This window comes from Nitrospirillum iridis (genome assembly GCF_014205765.1).
Lineage (GTDB): Bacteria > Pseudomonadota > Alphaproteobacteria > Azospirillales > Azospirillaceae > Nitrospirillum > Nitrospirillum iridis.
In genome coordinates this window covers 251,214-268,631 of the sequence record NZ_JACIIZ010000003.1, presented here as the reverse complement: position 1 = coordinate 268,631, position 17,418 = coordinate 251,214, and the positions used below count along the sequence as shown (strand labels likewise).

The 17,418-nt window shown below is 69.5% G+C and carries 8 protein-coding genes; all 8 read left to right on the top strand.

The annotated features are described in order from the left end of the window. The first annotated feature begins 1 nt into the window (after position 1). The 8 genes from FHS74_RS06440 to FHS74_RS06405 all read left to right on the top strand — a co-directional run bounded on the left by FHS74_RS06440 (position 2) and on the right by FHS74_RS06405 (position 17,341). On the top strand, positions 2-4,324 hold the full coding sequence (locus FHS74_RS06440; RefSeq protein ID WP_184798649.1) for a hypothetical protein: 4,323 nt from the start codon (positions 2-4) through the stop codon (positions 4,322-4,324). Beyond that, on the top strand, positions 4,321-6,807 hold the full coding sequence (locus FHS74_RS06435) for a hypothetical protein (protein ID WP_184798647.1): 2,487 nt from the start codon (positions 4,321-4,323) through the stop codon (positions 6,805-6,807). Before FHS74_RS06440 ends, FHS74_RS06435 begins: the two co-directional genes overlap by 4 nt. Next, positions 6,797-9,655: a contractile injection system tape measure protein gene (locus FHS74_RS06430; RefSeq protein WP_184798645.1), complete on the top strand. Its 2,859-nt coding sequence runs from the start codon at positions 6,797-6,799 to the stop codon at positions 9,653-9,655. Before FHS74_RS06435 ends, FHS74_RS06430 begins: the two co-directional genes overlap by 11 nt. Positions 9,656-9,686: 31 nt before the next feature. Further along, positions 9,687-11,066, top strand: a complete 1,380-nt coding sequence (locus FHS74_RS06425) for an ATP-binding protein (RefSeq protein WP_184798643.1) — start codon at positions 9,687-9,689, stop codon at positions 11,064-11,066. Then, positions 11,056-12,621, top strand: coding sequence for a class I SAM-dependent methyltransferase (locus FHS74_RS06420; protein WP_184798641.1), 1,566 nt, complete (start codon positions 11,056-11,058; stop codon positions 12,619-12,621). Before FHS74_RS06425 ends, FHS74_RS06420 begins: the two co-directional genes overlap by 11 nt. Before the next feature lie 149 nt (positions 12,622-12,770). Further along, positions 12,771-13,340, top strand: coding sequence for a sigma-70 family RNA polymerase sigma factor (locus tag FHS74_RS06415; protein ID WP_184798639.1), 570 nt, complete (start codon positions 12,771-12,773; stop codon positions 13,338-13,340). After that, positions 13,337-14,323 carry a FecR family protein gene (locus tag FHS74_RS06410; protein ID WP_184798637.1) on the top strand — a complete coding sequence of 329 codons (987 nt, stop codon included), beginning with the start codon at positions 13,337-13,339 and terminating at the stop codon, positions 14,321-14,323. Before FHS74_RS06415 ends, FHS74_RS06410 begins: the two co-directional genes overlap by 4 nt. A 207-nt stretch (positions 14,324-14,530) precedes the next feature. Continuing rightward, complete coding sequence (locus FHS74_RS06405) at positions 14,531-17,341, top strand: TonB-dependent receptor (RefSeq protein WP_184798635.1); 2,811 nt, start codon at positions 14,531-14,533, stop codon at positions 17,339-17,341. Positions 17,342-17,418: the final 77 nt, after the last annotated feature.

Genomic DNA, 17,418 nt, shown 5'->3' with positions numbered 1-17,418 from the left:
GATGGCACACGCCTCCGGCACCAGGCCGGGCCCTGTCCTCAACACGGCCGCCAGCCAGCTGGACCGGCTTCTGCAAGGGCCGGCGCCGGGCCAGGCACCCGTCGACGGGCGGACGCTGAGCCAGCTTCTGGCGTTTTCGGCGGAATACGGGGCGCTCATCAATTTCTACGACCTGAACGACGCTGTGGACGGCGACTGGACGGCTTTCTTCGCCTCCGACCCCGCCATCGCCCTGGCGGTGCTGTCCGGCTTGGACGTGGAGGACATCCACGGTCAATCGCGCCGCGACATCCACGAGATCCACCGCCATCACGATCATGAGCGGTGCCACCCACCCCTCCGGCGGCTGTTGGACCGGGTCGCGCGGCTGGCGGCGATGCTGGATCACGGCCAGGGCACCCCCTGGGCGGAGGGCATCCTGGCGCGCACCATCCAGCGCGAAATCCGCACCGCGCTGGCGCCGGCCCTGGGCAGGCTGTCCCACCACCTCGCCGCGGGCGGCCTGGGAATGGATGGGGCCTTCCACCACCTGTCCGGCGCCTGGCATGCCGGTGGAAAGCCTTTCGCGAAGAACGGGGCGGACCAGGGCCGCAATCGATGGCCAGCGGACCGGGACTGGCAGAATACCCTGGCGACAGTGCTGGAAGCGCTGATCGACCTTCTTTCCGCGACGCTGGAACGCGTCGCCGCCGAGGCGGCCGACGCGCTGGAGGAATCACTGAATTCCCAGGCGCATGCCCCCCAGGCCGCCCTGTACATCGCCTTCGCCACCCTGTTCCGGCACGCGCAGCGCACGGTGAACCGGACGGCGGACCGGTTGGTCGATTTCTACGATGGGCAGGTGCTGCGCCAGCGGGACCGGGAGGCGGTGCCGGACCAGCTGTATCTCACCTTCACCACGGACCAGGGAACGACGGAAGCCGATGTGCCGGCGGGGACACATTTTCCCGCCGGCACCGACGCGTCCGGCCAGGCCATCACCTATGCCGCGACCACCCCGCTGGCCGCCATGGGGGTGTCCGTAACGACCCTGCGCACCCTGCGGATCGCCCACGCCGCCGCCGAAGAGGGCGGCCCCGGCCAAAAGACGGGGGTGTACAGCGGCACCGTGGCCTTGTCCGCGCAAGCGCCCGCCATCACCACCCCCTTCCCCCTCTTCGGCGACACGGTGCCCAGCACGGTGGGTGTGCTGACCACCACCGCCGCCACCCTGGGCTTCGCCGTCGCCAGCGAGACGCTGATGCTGACCGCGGGGGAACGCGCGGTGGGCCTGGCCCTGGACTTCACGGCGGAGAGCCTGGCGGCCGTGCAACCCGCGCTGGACGCCATCGCCGCCCAGGCCGGTATCGACGATCCCGCCGCCGTGCTGGCGCAAGTCCTGCGCCAATCGCTGGCGCTCTATTACTCCACCGGCGGGGGCTGGGTGGCGGTGCCGGACTTCGCCGTCCTGCCGCCGGGTGTAGGCACGCCGGGCGGCGGTGGCGGCAGCGCCTGGTATGGGATGGCCTGGGATTTGTCGCCGACCGGCGCCACCGGGCGCACCACCTACACGCTAGGCTTCACCCTGGGCACCCAGGCCGACCCGCTGGTGGCGCTGGCGACCACCCCGGCTTCAAAGGACGCGGTGCCGCCGACACCGGCCACCCCGGTGCCGACGACGACGGTGCCGACCCTGCTGGCGGTGTTCGACCAGACGCCGGTGGCGGTGGAGGGCGGGGCCGGCACGGCGCAAGTCTACCCTTACGCCCTGCTGTCGGCCCTGGATCTCACCCGCGTCTCGGTGGCGGCGGCGGTCGAGGGGTTCACCAACCTCACCCTGTCCGGCCCCAACGGGCCCATCGATCCGTCCACCCCCTTCGCCCTGTTCGGGTCGCCGCCGGTGCAGGGTGCCGCGCTGGAGATGACCGCCACCGAGTTGTTCGTGAAGCGGCTGGACAGCCTGGATGTCCGGGTTGACTGGTACGGCCTGCCGCAAACCAGCACCGGCTTCCGGGGATATTACCAGGGTTACGTGGTCGATCCCGATGGGAACGAGCTGCCGCCCGGGACGTTGTTCACCAACCAGTCCTTCCTGGCGGCCTTCACCGTGGCGGACCCCGGCTGGTGGACCCTGGCGACCGCCACCGGCAGCTCAAGCAGCGCCGTCACCTACCTGTTCCGCACCGAAGACGGGGATGACATACCCGATCCGGCGGAACCCGTGCTGCCCGCCAGCGTCTTCGCCGGCCTGCCGGTCAGCCAGGATGTTCCTCCCGCCTCCTACGATCCGGCCACCGGCGCCCTATGCCTGACGCTGACGGATCCCACCTACGCCTTCGGCGACACCCTGTACGCCAGCAACGTCATGGCCGCCGCCCTGCGCGAGCTGCCGGACGCGTCGGCCTGCGAGGAGGAATGCGCCCGGCAGAACGCCGGACTGGGCAAAGTGGCCGCCGCCGCCGGCCTGTTCACCCCGGTGGAGCGCGCCAACGCCACCGCCAGCGACGATGACTACACCGACGCGGTATCAAGTTCGCTTGACCAGGCGCTGTCGGGCCTGGCCGGAACGGCGGTGACCCTGCTGGACTCCGACTTCGCCACACTCCCCCCCGACCAGGCGGCCACTTGGCAGAGCAGCCTGGAGACGGCGCTGAAGCAGGCGGGCGGGGCGCAACGCGGCGGCCTGCTCGGCCTGTTCAGCAAGCCGGCCAACCCCAGTTCCGCCGACGTATGCGATGCCCTGCGCACCTGGCTGGCCGCCAACGGCGCCGCGCTGAGCGCCGCCGGGGCCACCGCCGGCCCCCAGGCCCAAGCCCTGCTGGACGCGGCGAAGCAGGTTTCCGACACGGTCGCCGCCAGCGGCGACCAGGCCCCGGCCGTCGCCCGTCCCAAGCTGGCCTCCAGCCTGACATCCGCCAAGACCAGCCTGACCCAGCCCTATTCCGACAGCATGCAGGCCTGCATCACCGCCTGCGAGGGTTCCAGCCCCGACCAGTATTATCCCAACCAGCCATGGCTGCCCTCGGCCGCCCAGGTTTCACTGTCCTACACCGCCGCCGATACCGTGCCGGGCGGCATCGGTACCACCTACTACCACCTGGTTCCCTTCAGCGGCACGACGGCGGTCGTTTGGAACGAGGGGGCGACCGCCCCGCTGCTGGCCCCCATCGACCAGGACGGCGCCCTCTATATCGGCCTGACGGGCGTCGCCGCCGGTGAGGTTCCGGTGCTGACCTTGCTGGCGCAACTGACCAGCGCCCTCGTGGACCGGGGAACGGAAACACCGCCCGTGACATGGGCCATGGCCAGCGACGGCTCCAATGGGGCGAGTTGGATAGACCTGACGCCGCCCGATGGCCTGCGGGGCGATGACACGGACGGTTTGCGCTACACCGGCATCGTCACCCTGGGCACGGCGACCTTGGCACCTGGTGGACAGGGCCTGGCCTGGCTCCGCGCCAGCGTGCAGCAGCAGGCCGACGCCTTCCCCCTGCTGGCGGGACTGGTGCCCAATGCCCTGGTGGCGGACTGGATCGGGCCCGGCGGGGCCGAGACCCTGGACACGCCGCTTCCCGCCGGCACCATCACCACCAGCGATCCGACCCTGGACGGCATCGCCACGATCGACCAGCCCCTGCCCTCCACCGGCGGGCGGTCCAAGGCGGTGGGACGCCCCTTCCACGTCTGGATGGCGGAGCGCCTGCGTCATAAGAACCGCGGCGTGCAGGCCTGGGACTACGCCCGGCTGGTGCTGGCCGACTATCCCACCCTGTGGCAGGTGGCGGTGGTCACGCCCGGCGACGGGGCCGACCGGCCGCCCCCCGGCGCGGTTCGGCTGGTGCTGGTGGCCGGTCCGAGCATGCCGGACGTCACCGACGCCACCACCCCCATGGCGACGGACGCGGTGCTGGCCTCCGTGCGGGACACGGTCCAATCGCGCATCAGCCCCTTCATCACCCTGGCTGTCGAAAACCCGCCCTATGTCCGCCTGACGGTGACGGCCAGCGTCGTCTTCCGTGACGTCGGCACCGTGGCGGAACTGGGCGACCGGCTGGACGCCGACCTGGTGGCCTGGTTGTCGCCCTGGCCGGCCATGGGCCTGGGGCCGCGACCCGAGGCCTATTGGACCAAGCCCGCCATCGCGACCTTCATCCGCCACCGGCCCTATGTCCTGGAAATCCTGACGCTGTCGCTGAGCCACGACGCGCCGGAGTTGTTGGCCGCCTGCCACTATCTCACCTCCGCCGCCCAGCATGAGGTGACGGGAACGGTGGCGGCCACACGGCCATCGGCCGCCAGCGCCCCAAGTTCCGGTGCCGGCGCCGGTTCGGGGATCGCCCCATGAGCGATACGCCCGCCACCCTGCCCGCTACCCTGCCCACCGGGCCCCTGCCGGACGACGGCCTGGATTACGTCGCCCTGCGGGAAGAGGGGGTGCGCCTGACGCAGCGCCTGTCGGGCCGAATCTGGACGGACTACAACTTCTCCGATCCCGGGGTGACGACGCTGGAGCAGCTATGCTTCTCCCTGACGGAGCTGTCCTACCGCGCCCTCTATCCTATCGCCGACCTGCTGGCGGATCCGCGCAGCGGCCAGGTGAACCTGTGGCGCCAGGCGCTGTACCCCGCCTATGCCGCCTTGCCCACCAATCCGGTGACGGTGGACGACCTGCGCCGGCTGGTGCTGGACCGGGTGCCGCATGTGGCCAATGTCTGGTTCACGCCCCTGACACCGGACCAGGCGGAGGGTGTCGCGGGCCTGTACGATATCCAGCTTTACCTGACCGCGGATGAGGATTGCGACTGCGCCACCGATCGGCGGCCGGTCGCCCGCGAGGTCACGCGGGTGCTGGACCGATATGCCGCCCACCGCGCGCTGTGCGAGGATGTGGGGCGGATCGGGGTCCTGTCACGGGTGCCGACGGAGGTCAGCGCCACCGTCCTGATCGCCAACGAGGCCGATCCCGCGCAGGTCCAGGCCGAGTTGCTGTTCGCCCTGGGCCTGCGGTTGGCGCCGGAGCCCAAGCGCCAAACGCTGAAGCGGTACGCCGCGGGCAGGACCACCAGCGACATCTTCGACGGCCCCCTGATGGTCCGGGGCCTGATCGATTCCGACCAGTTGCAACCGCTGCCCACCAGCGTCGCCGTCGCCGATCTTTTGCAGGTCATGGCCGCCCTGCCGGGGGTGACCCTGGTCCAGGACCTGACGGTCCGCGTGGCCGGGGCGGAGCAAAGCTATGGTGAGGACGATGTCATCGCGGTTCCCGAAGACAGCCTGCTGCGCTTGTTCACCGGCACGGTGGCGGGCAAGTTCCCCATCCGCCTGGTCAACGCCAACGGCGTTTGCCGCCCGGATCCCGACAAGGTGCAGCGCCGGCTGAACCGCCTGTGGGACGAGCAGCGGCGCACCTACGATTTGTGGGCGGAATACCGGGAGGATTATGGTCCGCCACCCGCCTTGCGCCGCGACCTCGCGGCCTACACCTCCGTCCAGGACCAGTTCCCCAACGTCTATGGCGTCAACGCCTATGGCCTGCCGGCCCATTCCCCGCCACCACGCCGGGGGCAAGCGCGGCAATTCAAGGGCTACCTCATGCCCTTCGACCAGTTGATGGCCGACTATTTCAGCCAGTTGGGCCTGATCCGGGACCTGTTCAGCCCGAAGGCCGGCGGCGACGCCACCTATGCCTGGCAGAGCCTGCGCGGGATCGTGCCGGACGTGGAGCCCCTCTTGCGGACCGGCTATGAGACGGGCTTGGCGGACATCGTCGCGTCGGTGGATCCGGTGGCCCAACGTCAGTCGGGCTTCCTTGGCTTCCTGCTGTCGCTTTACGCCGAGCGTCTGATACCCCCCGCCAACAGCGGCCGATCGGAGGATGACGGCGTGGCCTACGGCATGCTGGTGCGGGCCCAACGCGCCCTGCTGCGGCGGATGGTACGGGCGACGGCGGACCGGAACCGGGGGTTCGATTATCGCCATCCGGCCCGCCACGCCGGGGGGGCCGGCATGGAAATCCGCACCCGTATCGAACTGGACCTCGTCAGCCTGTCGGCCATCGGGGACTATGGGCAGGACGCGACACCGGTGAGCGAGCCCGACCGCGCCACCTTCGGGCGCCTGGTGGACGCGGACCAGCAGGTGGAGGTGGAAGAGCGCTTCCTGCCCCTGGCGCGCTTCCTGGAGGACCTGCCGGAAGAAACCCTGGCGCCCCAGGCCGGCGGGAGACAGTCCGATGCCGGGCCGGTCGCCGCCGGGCATCCCCTGGCGGGGCACCGGGTGGCGGAACCGCTGCTGGATGTCATGGCGGACGCCTCCCGCTACCGGATCGGCTATTGGTCCAAGACGGTCGTGGTCGTCTGCCGCGATGCCAACGGCCGCTGGTGGGTGATCGGTGAACACACCAGCGTCAGCATCGCCGTGGTGACCACCCACCACCTGCTGCGCGCCGTGGGATTTCGCCGTCGCCTGACGCTGGTGGAGCACACCCTGCTGCGCTACGCCCAGCCGCTGACCCAGGACGACGGCGGCTATTACAGCTTCCGCCTCACCGCGGTGCTGCATGCGGCCCCCCATGAGGCAAGCGACACCGACTGGCGCCGCAAGGCCGAAGCCGTGGTGCGCCAGAACACCCCCGCCCATATCGCGGTGGAGTGCCTGTTCCTGGATCATGAGGGGATGCGGCGCTTCCGGGAGCATCACACCGACTGGATCCGGGCCCTGACCCAGGCCGACCCGGCGCGACGGGCGGAAGCCAGCCTGCGGCTGCAACGCTTCCTGCAGTCCCGCCACGAACCCGCGCACGGGCGGGGGAGGCATCATGGCCATTGACGCGGTCCACCGCCTGCGCCGCCTGGCCCTGGACGTGAGCGTTCCAGACTTGGAAACGGCCCAGGACCTGCGGGCCCGGGTCGACCGACTGGCCCAGGATCTGGTCCCGCCCGTGCTGGCGCGGATCATCGCCGCCGTGGCCCCTGCCGACCGCACCGTGGTGCTGGACCGCCTGGACCTGGACTTGGGCGTTCTCGCCCCCGAACGGCTGGAGGAGGATGCCCTGGCGGCGCTGGAGCGGGCGTTGACGGAGGCGCTGGTCCCCCTCTTGGCCCGGCATCCGGCGGCGGGTCCCTCCTCACCGCCCGGAATGGCGTCGCGGCAGGCGGCCGACCTGGAACTGGCCGACATCTACCTCACCGATGGCGTCTATCCCTTCTGGGGCGACACCGACGCCACGCCCCCCTCCGTCCTGCTGGCGACCCTGGCCACCGAGCAGCCGCTGGCCCTGGGCCTGCTGCTGCGCCGCCGTCTGGGCGACCGCGCCGCCCTGCAGCGGCTGGTGCTGCACCTGGCGCCACCCGCCCTCCGGAGGCTGCTGGATGCCATGGCCCCGGCCGATGCCGCAGTCATCGCCGCCTGGATGGCCGATGTCGGCTACCTGCACCAGCAGACGCCCCTGCCCCCGCGACCGCCGGCCGATCTGGGGGCGCTGCTGTGGTTGCTGACCCTTGAGTTCCTGGCCCGGGACGCGGGCACGCAGTTCAACCGTCGCAGCTATCTTCGGACCCTGCTGAGCGGCTTGGCGGAGCGGGAAGGCGTGGAGTTCCGGGCGCTGCTGGCGCTGATGGGCCAGGCCGTGCGGCGGGTAAGCCGCCACCACCCGTTGGGCGGTTCCCTGACGGCGGTGCTGGCGGAGTTGCTGGCCGAGGAGGGCCGCCGGCCAGCGGACGGGAAGACGCCCGGCTTGGGCGGAGCGTCCATATCCGCCAGCACCCCGCCGGATTGGGCGGATCGCGGACCCGGCGGCGGCGACCTGGCGGCGCTGGCGCGGCGGGCGGTGGCGTTTCTGCGCGGCGGCGGGTCACCGGCGGACGGCGCGGCGCTGGCCACCCTGGCCCATCGGCATCCGGCCGAACTGGCCCGGCTGCTGCGCGACCACCAAACCGATGGCGCCGCCCCAAGCCTGACCTGCGATCTTTTCGCCTGGCTGGCACCGGAAGAACTGGCCCACATCCTCATGCCCGACCGGGGGGGCGACGTGGCCCGGTGGGTGGCGGGGGGCGGGGCGCAGGGGCAGGATGCCGCCACGGCGTTGCTGGCCGCCCTGGTCGATGGGCGCCCCCTGCCCCCGGTTCCCACGGCGGAACCGCTTTGGAGCGCCCTCGATCGGCTGGCGGCGCTGCGCGACTGGCTGGACGGCGACGACACGCCGGACACCACGCCGGATGGCGACACGTTGGCGCAAGTCCTGGCCGATTTGCCGCTCAACGCCCTGTTGGCCCTGTTCCAGGCCATCGATACCGCCACGGTGGTTCGACGTCTGCGACGGGTGGTGGCCGCCCTGCCGGTGCGCGCGACCCGCCAGCTGCTGCTGCGGCTGGCCCCGCAGGTGCTGGCGGCGGACACGACCTTGCCGGGAGGTGGCGGCCGTTCGCCGGCCGGCTCCCCGCTCGACGGGGGCACCCTGGCCCGCATCGCCAGCCTGCTGAACGGCCAGCCCGCGGAGGGCGACACGGTGCCGCCCCCGCCGCCAGCGGCACACCCCCCGACCGGCTTGACCGTCCCGACCGCCACGGTGCTGGCCTGGTTGGCCGGCCGCGACGAGGGGGGCGATCCCGCCGCCGCGGATTTCGCCCAGACGCTGACCCGGTTGATCGAGGCGGGCGATGCGGATCTGGACACCGTCCTCGCCGAAGGGCTGTCGCGGGAAGAGGTGCGCGTGCGCTGGGCCGTCCACCTGCCGGATCGGTTGCTGGCCCGCCTGCTGTCCCGGCTGGAGCCGTCATTGGCCGGTTTGCTGCTGCAGGCGACGCAGGTTCTGGGCGTCAGCTGGCCACAGACCTGCCCGGCGGCGGCACGGGGCGCCACCGGGGGGGTGGGGGCGCGCCGCCCCTGGGCCCTGCTGCTGCGGGCCCTGGCCGCGGCGCCAGCCGGCCACCGCTCCCCCCGCGCCATCGTCGACGTCATGGTGCGCGGCCTGGTGGAGGAAGACTCCACCGCCGCCGCGCAGTTGCTGGCCCGTGCCCGGTTCCTGGCCGCCGAAGGCGGACGCGCCGGCCTGGCGGCCTTGCTGCGTCCCCCACCGCCCAGCGTCCCATCCCGCCCGGTGGAAGCGCGGCCATCCGCCGGGCAGGCCCGGTCCACCAGCGGCGGGGAAAAGGCGTCGGCGAACATGCCCCTTCATATCCACAATGCCGGCCTGGTGTTGTTCAATCCCTTCCTGCCCCAGTTCATGGAACGCCTGGGCGTGGTGACGGAGGGACCGGACGGCAGGAAGCGGGTCTCCGGTGTGGAGCCATCCACCCGGGCCGTGCATCTGCTGCAATATCTGGTCGACGGCCGGCTGGATCGGCCGGAGCCGGACCTGGTCCTGAACAAGCTGCTCTGCGGCCTGGATCCCGCCGCACCGGTCGGGCCGACCCTGGATGCCACCCCGGATGACCTGGCGCTGTGCGACGGGCTGCTGGGCGCCGTCATCGCCCACTGGCCCATCATCAAGAACAGTTCCGTCGCCGCCTTGCGCGAAACCTTCCTGCAGCGGGAGGGCAGGCTGGAGCGGGAAACGGACCGTTGGGCGCTGCTGGTGCAGCGCAAGACCGTCGACGTCCTGGTCGACCAGGTGCCGTGGAGCTACGCCACCCTCTACCACAAGTGGATGGGCGAACCGTTGCATGTCACCTGGTGACCCAGACCGGCCAAGCGAAAGGCGAACCATCATGGCTAAGCGCGCCCCCTCATCGCGCCCCGAGGCGCCATCCCCCGAAACGCCCCAGCGCCAGGCGACTGGCTTGGCGCGGGAGTTGGACTGGCTGCAGGCGATCATCCAGCATCGGTTCAACCCCGCGACCGCCCAGGACGCCTTGCCCCCGCCACCGCCGCTCAAGGCCGGGGACGGCCCCTACGCCGCCGTGTGCGCCACCCTAGGCCTGGTAGCGGAGGAACGGCTGATCCTGATCCTGGCGCTCACCCCCCAGGTGGCGCCGGAGCAACTCGACCCCTTCCTGTTGCGCAATCAGGCCACCGGCCGGCCATTCACGGAATTTGGCGGCCTGACGGGACAGGTCCACGCCGGATTCCTGCCGACGGCGGAAACCGCCCTGTTCCTGCTCGCCGGCCGCGAGCTTGAACTGCGGCTGCACCATCGCCGCCTGCTGGCGCCAGACGGCCGCCTGGCCGCGTCCGGCCTGATCGAGCTGGACTTGTTGCGCCAGGGGGATGAGCCACCGCTGTCGGCCGCCCTGAGGCCGGGCGCCGCCTGGCTGGAGCGGCTGCTTTCCGGCGATGGGACGGAGCCGCGCCCCACCCCCGGCTTCCCCGCCACACCGGTGACCACCGCGCTGTCATGGGAGGACCTGGTGCTGGACCCCAAGACGCTGCGCCAGATCGGCACCATACAGGCCTGGCTGCGCCATGCCCCCCGCCTCATGAAGGATCCGGCCCTTGCCCGGCGGCTCAAGCCCGGCTACCGCTGCCTGTTCCACGGGCCGCCCGGCACCGGCAAGACCCTGACAGCCTGCCTGCTGGGCAAGATGAACGGACGGCCGGTCTATCGTGTCGACCTGTCGCGCGTCGTCTCCAAATGGATCGGCGAGACGGAGAAGAACCTGGCGTCGCTGTTCGACCAGGCGCAGCACCGCGACTGGATCCTGTTCTTCGACGAAGCGGAATCGCTGTTCAGCAAGCGCACGGAGACGCGCTCGTCCAACGATCGCTCCGCCAACCAGCAGGTGGCGTATCTGCTGCAACGGCTGGAGGATTTTCCCGGCCTGGCCATCCTGGCCACCAACCACCGCTCGCACATGGACGAGGCGTTCGACAGGCGCTTCCAGTCCTCGATCCTGTTTCCCACGCCGGACGCGGACGCCCGGCAGCGCCTGTGGCAGGACAGCCTGCGCAACGACTTCTTCCGCCTGGCGGAGGACGTGGACCTGGTTCGGCTGGCGGCGGACCACGTCCTGACGGGCGGCGCCATCACCAACGTGTTGCGTCACGTCTGCCTGGTGGCCGCGGAACGCCCGGAACCCGTGGTCACCAGCGCGGATCTGTCCCGCGCCATTCGCGAAGAATTGCAGAAGGAGGGCCGCTATGCCGCCTGATCAAATCCTGCCCGCCCCCGACGCCCTGCCCGCCCCCGTCCGGGAAATCCGCAATGTCTACGCCTGCCTGGTGCACGAGCAGCCGGACTGCATCCTGGATCTGGTGCTGAACCTGCGCCACAACGACCCCGTCTCCCCCATCATCCTCTATAACGGCGGCAAGCACCCAGACCTGCTGGCCGGCGCGGATGTCTGGCAACGGCTGGGCGCCGTGGTCCACCCGGCGCCCAGCCCCATGAAGTGGGGCTACCTTCACGGCTTCGCCCTGGATTGCATGCGCCTGGCCCTGGACCTGTTCACCTTCGACACCCTGACCATCGTCGATTCCGACCAGGCCGCCCTGAAACCCGGCTACCGTGACCGGCTGGCGCAGGCTGTGGAAGCGTGGCCGGCGGCGGGTGTCTTCGGCGACATCACCGGACCGCACAGCCGCCAGACCACGGTGCAGGCCGTGCAGCGGTTCTGGAAGGAGTATGAGCTGTGGAAGCCCTTCCTGCGGCGCTTCCCCGGCGGGGAGGATGCTTGCGTCTATTCCCTGTTCTGGCCGTCGACGGTCTTCACCGCCGCCGCCGCCCGCGACTTGTGCGACCTCTGGGACGCGGAGCCCGCGTTGCGCGACGCCTTCGCGCGGACCAACGCCTGGGCGACCGAGGAAATCCTGCTGCCCACACTTGTCGCCATCCTCGGCCATGAGGTGAGGCCCAGCCCCTGCGGTTTCGAGTATGTGAAATTCCGCCGCAACTTCACCCTGCGCCAGCTGGACCAGGCCCTGGCCAAACCGGACGCGTTCTGGATGCATCCGGTGCCCCGCAAGATGGCCCATCCCCTGCGCGCCGGCCTGCGCGCCCGCCTCAACGGCTATGGCGAGGGTGCGGCCGCCGTCAACACGACGGCGCGGCAGACGCCCCGGGCGGCCGGACGGCCGCTGTTGCTGGTGTCCGATATCCTGCGCCGCAGGCATCCCATCTCCGGCTGGCTGACCGACGAGGAAACGGACCTGTTGGTGGCCGGCGTGTCGCGCGCGCTGGAGCAAGGACCCGGCCCCCAAGCGGTGGTCGAGGTCGGCTGCTATCGCGGGCGGGGCACGGTGGTGCTGGCCAGCGTGGTCCAAGCGCTGTCACCCACCGCGCGCGTCCACGCCATCGACCCCCATGACGGCATCGTCGGCGCCACGGATGGGCAGTTGCAGGCGACCGGCCCCACCTTGGCGACATTCCAGCGCAACATCGCCGCCGCCGGCGTGGCCGATGTGGTGGAGACCATCGTGGGCAAGGCGCCCACCATCCGCTGGGACCAGCCGGTGAGCTTCCTGCTGGTGGATGGGCTGCATGACCAGGCCAGCGTGGCTGCCGATTTCAACACCTTCAAGCCCTGGCTGCGGCCCGGCTCCCTGGTCGCCTTCCACGATTACGCCCCTTACTACCCAGGTGTGATCCGCTTCGTGGACGAGGTGCTGCGGCAACCCGGCTACCGACCGGTCGCCCTGCGCGGCAGCTTGATGCTGATCGAATGCCTGGGTCCGGCCGACCCCGCCAGCCGCCAACCAACCCCTTGATCGCACTGGATAGATCCCCGCCCGCGGCGCACCGCCACGCCGCGGCGCGATTTTTTCGCATTGCCCATCGTGGAAATTTCAGGCCCGTTCGTCATTGATAAGAAGCGCGTCCGCAAGGCGCGAAGAAATCAAGGGAGGAACGACGTCCGGTGAACAGAAGCGCGGTGGATCTATGGTTTGTCGAGGAAGTCCTGCCCCTGGAGGGGGCATTGACCGGCTATCTGCGCCGTAAATGGCGCGAGGCGAACGAGATTCCCGACCTGCGCCAGGAGATCTACACCCGTGTGTATGAGGCGGCGACCGTGGCTATCCCTGAGATGACCAAGCCCTTTTTGTTCATGACCGCCCGCAACCTGCTGATCGACCGGGCGCGCCGCGCGCAGGTGGTCTCCATCGAGGCCGTCCTCGATAGCGAGGGTCTGGACGTGGCCGATACCGTTCCCAACCCCGAACAGAACGCCGTGGGCCGCGAGGCCCTGCGGCTGTTACAGGCGGCGATCAGCCGGCTGCCGCCGCGCTGTCGCGAAGTGACCTTGCTGCGCAAGGTGCACGGGCTACCCCAGCGGGATGTCGCCCGCCGCATGGGCATCAGTGAAAGCACCGTCGAACAGCAGGTGGCGAAGGGCGTGCGGCTGATCGCCGACGCCATGGCGGACATCGTTCCGGAACCCGTGACCAGCCGTTTCGGCCGGCGCCCCCGGAAGGTGGGCCAGCCATGATCGAGCATGATCCCATCGAGGAACAGGCGGCGCGGTGGCTGGCCCGTCAGGATGCCGGCCCACTGGATGCGGCGGGCAAGGCCGGCTTTGACGCCTGGCTCGCCACCTCCACCCGCCATCGCGTGACCTATCTGCGCCTGGAGGCCGCCTGGAAGCGGGCCGACCACCTGCGCGCCGCGCGCCAGGCACCCGCCCTGGCGCCAAGCCCAACCGGGGCGCGGATGGCTGTCGAGCGCGCGCCATGGCGCCGCTGGGCACCGGTGATAGCGATCGCCGCGACGGTCGCGCTGGCCGTCGTGCTGCCGCAGACGGACGATTGGGATTGGCCCTTCACCGGCGGTCAGAAATTCAGCACCGGCGTCGGCGACCGCTACACCGCCCATCTGCAGGACGGCTCGCAGATCGAACTGAACACCAACACCCGCCTGCGCGCCTCGGTCGACCAGGCGACGCGCGAGGTGCGACTGGATCGGGGCGAAGCCTTCTTCGAGGTGGTGCATGATGAGAAGCACCCCTTCGTAGTGATCAGCGGCGACCTGCGTATCGTCGATGTCGGCACCAAATTCTCGGTGCGGCGCGAGGGCGACAAGCTGGAGGTGGTGGTGGCGGAGGGCGCCGTCCTGGTGGAGGACATGGCACACCCCAACGATGTTCCCCCCGTGCTGGTGCCGCAACTGGCCGCCGCGGTGGCACAGCCCAAGGCGATCCGCAAAAGCAGCCGCAGCGAGGAACAGGTGCGGGACGCGCTGGGCTGGCGCCGTGGCACCCTGGTCTTCACCGACCGGCCGCTGCGCGAGGTGGCGGCCGAGTTCAACCGCTATAACCGCAAGCAGCTGGTGGTGCCGGCCGATGGGCCCCTGGGCGACATCCGCATCGGCGGCAGCTTCGAGGCGACCAATGTCGACGCCTTCGCCCGGCTGCTGCACAGCGGCTTCGGACTGAAGGTCAACGATGACGGCAGGGAAATAAAAATTTCAAATTGAGGATAGGGGATCTGGTCCGGCACTTCGTCAAAACTAAATACAATAACCGAGCCACAGGGAAGAATCGTGCCAAATCCCAATATCCGTCGCGCCCTTTCCACCGCCCTCTTGTCGACAGTGTGCTGGCCGGCGGTGACATATGCCGCCGAGGTACTTGACGTTCCGCGCGCCACCGCACCAGTTACTTTGGCGGATGCGGCGGACGCAATGATCGACATCCCAGCGGGCGACTTGCGTGCGGCGCTGGAGAGCTATATCCGCCAGACCGGGTCGCAGCTGATCTATCGGGCCGATGACGTCGCCGGGATCAGCACCCGGGGCGCCCAGGGCCGGTTGTCGGCGCAGCAGGCGCTGGACAGCATCCTCGCCAATACCGGCCTGACGGTGCATCGCGACCCCTCGGGCGCCGTGGTGGTGAGCCGCAAGTCCGACCGCAGCGCCACCGCGACCCCCGCGTTACGCAACGCCACGGCCGAGGGGACCGGGCCCGCCCAAGTCACCCAGGCCCAGGGCGCCCGGCCCCAAGTCTCCCAGGCGACCTCCTCCACGGAAGACGGGTCGGCCACCGGCGCCCCCGACCTGCAGGAAATCATCGTCACCGGCATGCGCGGCAGGCGCAACCTGCTGAACGCCTCGGTCGCGATCACGACGGTGAATGAATCGGACCTGGCGCAGAAGGCGCCGCGCAGCACCGTTGACGTGCTGGAAATGATCCCCGGCATCTTCGTCGAAGGCACGGCCGGTCCGGTGTCCAACAACTACTCGGTGCGCGGCCTGCCCGGTGGCAGCCAGCAGTTCGTTCGCCTGATCGAGGATGGCATGCCGGCCATCTATGGCGGCCTGAACGATGACGAGGTGTTCCAGAACGACATCTCCATCGACCGGGTGGAAGCCCTGCAAGGCGGCAGCTCGGGCATCCTGACGCCCAACGCGGCCGGTGCCTCCATCAACTTCATCTCGCGCAAGCTGAACTTTGATGAGGCCGGCGGCATCGCCCGCATCACCGGCACCACCTATGGCGACCGGCGCGGCGATATGTGGTTCTCATCGCCCATTCCCGGTCTGAAGGACACCGCCTTCGCCATCTCCGGCTACTACGACAGCACGCCGGGTGTGCGCAGTTCACCCTTCCGCTATGAGACCTATCACGTCAAGGGGCAGTTGGAGCACAAGTTCGAGGACGGCTGGATCCGCTTCACCGTCAAGACCTGGGACGAGCACGACCCCTACTACGCGGACCAGCCCTACGCCTACAACAACGGCACCATTTCCAGCGTACCGGGGCTGGACAGCCAGTTCGGCAATATCATCGGCAAGGGCTTCGCGAATATCTCCGTGCCGGATTCCTGCTACGCCCACGGCCAATGCTTCCGCAATTTCAGCATGCAGGAAGGCATCCACGCCACCGGCCACCAGTTCCGCGTGGATGGGGAGCGGGAGTTCGACCACGGCATCTCCCTGTTCGCCCGGGGGCGGTACACCGAAACGGATTGGGATTTCAATGGGGTGTTCGCCGGCAGCGGCACGGGCAATGGCGGCTTGACCTCGGCGGTCAACTACCTGACACCGACCAGCGTCTCCCCCATCTACAGCCTGCTGCAATCAGGCCTGGCCGCCTTCCCCGGCACGGCGCAGTTCGGCATCCGCAACCTGACCACGGGCCAGGTGACGGCCGCGTCCAACACCGCCGCCCTGAACGCGCTGAACGGCAACGGCCTGCTGCAACAGACCGTGCTGAACCGCCAACTGGTGAAACTACGCGACTGGGGCAGCGATTTCGGCGCCAAGTGGGAAACCTCGGGCGACGGCTGGGCCAACAGCCTGACCGTGGGCGGCATGTTCTACGCCACCGACATTTCCGCCGACCAGTCGGGTGTGGCCACCGTCATCAACGACGTGACCAACCAGTCCAACATCTATGACATCGTCGCCCTGAACAGCGCCGGCAACGTGCTGGGCACGCTGGGCAACAACGGCCTGATCTCCTACGGCAATTGGGGCCAGGGCATCAGCGCCAGCCACCAGACCTCCACGTCGGTCTACGTCAACAACGAGTTCACCTGGAACCAGGACCTGCACGTCGACTTCGGCGTGCGCTATGAGCGTGAGGACACGGACACGGTGGCGGGCAACAGTTCCTCCCTGGCCATCCCGGCTGGCGTCGGTGGCATCGTGCAGGTGAACCCCAACGCCTTCAACGGCACGTACAGCTACACCTCTGGCCATGAATCGCCGGTGCATGTCACCGCCGGCGTGAACTACACCATCGCCCAGAACCTGTCGGTCTACGCCCGCTACGCCCACGCCTACCAGACCCAGGGCGCAAACCCGCAGGCCGCGGCGCTGACCCTGTACGAAGGCGGCGTCACCTATTCCGACCACGGCCTGACCGGCACCGTCCGCGCCTTCCGGACGGAATTCAACAACCAGACCTGGGGCGGGGGCGTCAATCCCGACAATCCCAACCTGAACCAGGCCTTCTTCGCCGATTCCCAGACCAATGGCGTCGACATCGACCTGTACTACCGCCCGCAGTATGAGCCGCTGAGCGACTTCGCGGTCCATGCCCAGGCCACGTACCAGGACCCCAGCTTCAGCAACGTGAAGGTCGGGTTCACCGACGTCAGCGGCACCAACATCGCGCCGCAGGTGGCCGCCTTCTACAATGGCAAGATCCCGGGCCGCACCCCCAAGGTGCTGTACGCCATCACGCCGGAATACAACCTGCCCGACAACAAGGGGCAGATCTACCTGCGCTACAAGTATGTCGGCCGCATCTTCGCCGACAACGGCAACCAGGTGGAACTGCCCGGCTATGGCGTGGTCACCATCGGCGCCATCTACAACATCACGCCGTTGACCACCCTGAACGTCAGTGTCGACAACGTCACGGATGAGTTGGGCTTGACCGAGGGCAACCCCCGACAGGGTTTCACCCAGTCCATCGTCAATGGCTACTTCTATGGCCGTGGCATCGTTGGCCCCAACGCCATGGTTTCCCTGACCGCCAAGTTCTGATCCGCTTCCTCCTCCCTTCCTCCCCCCTTTCCTCCCCTGGGGGCGGCGGATCAGCTCGGGCCCCGCCGCCCGCTTTT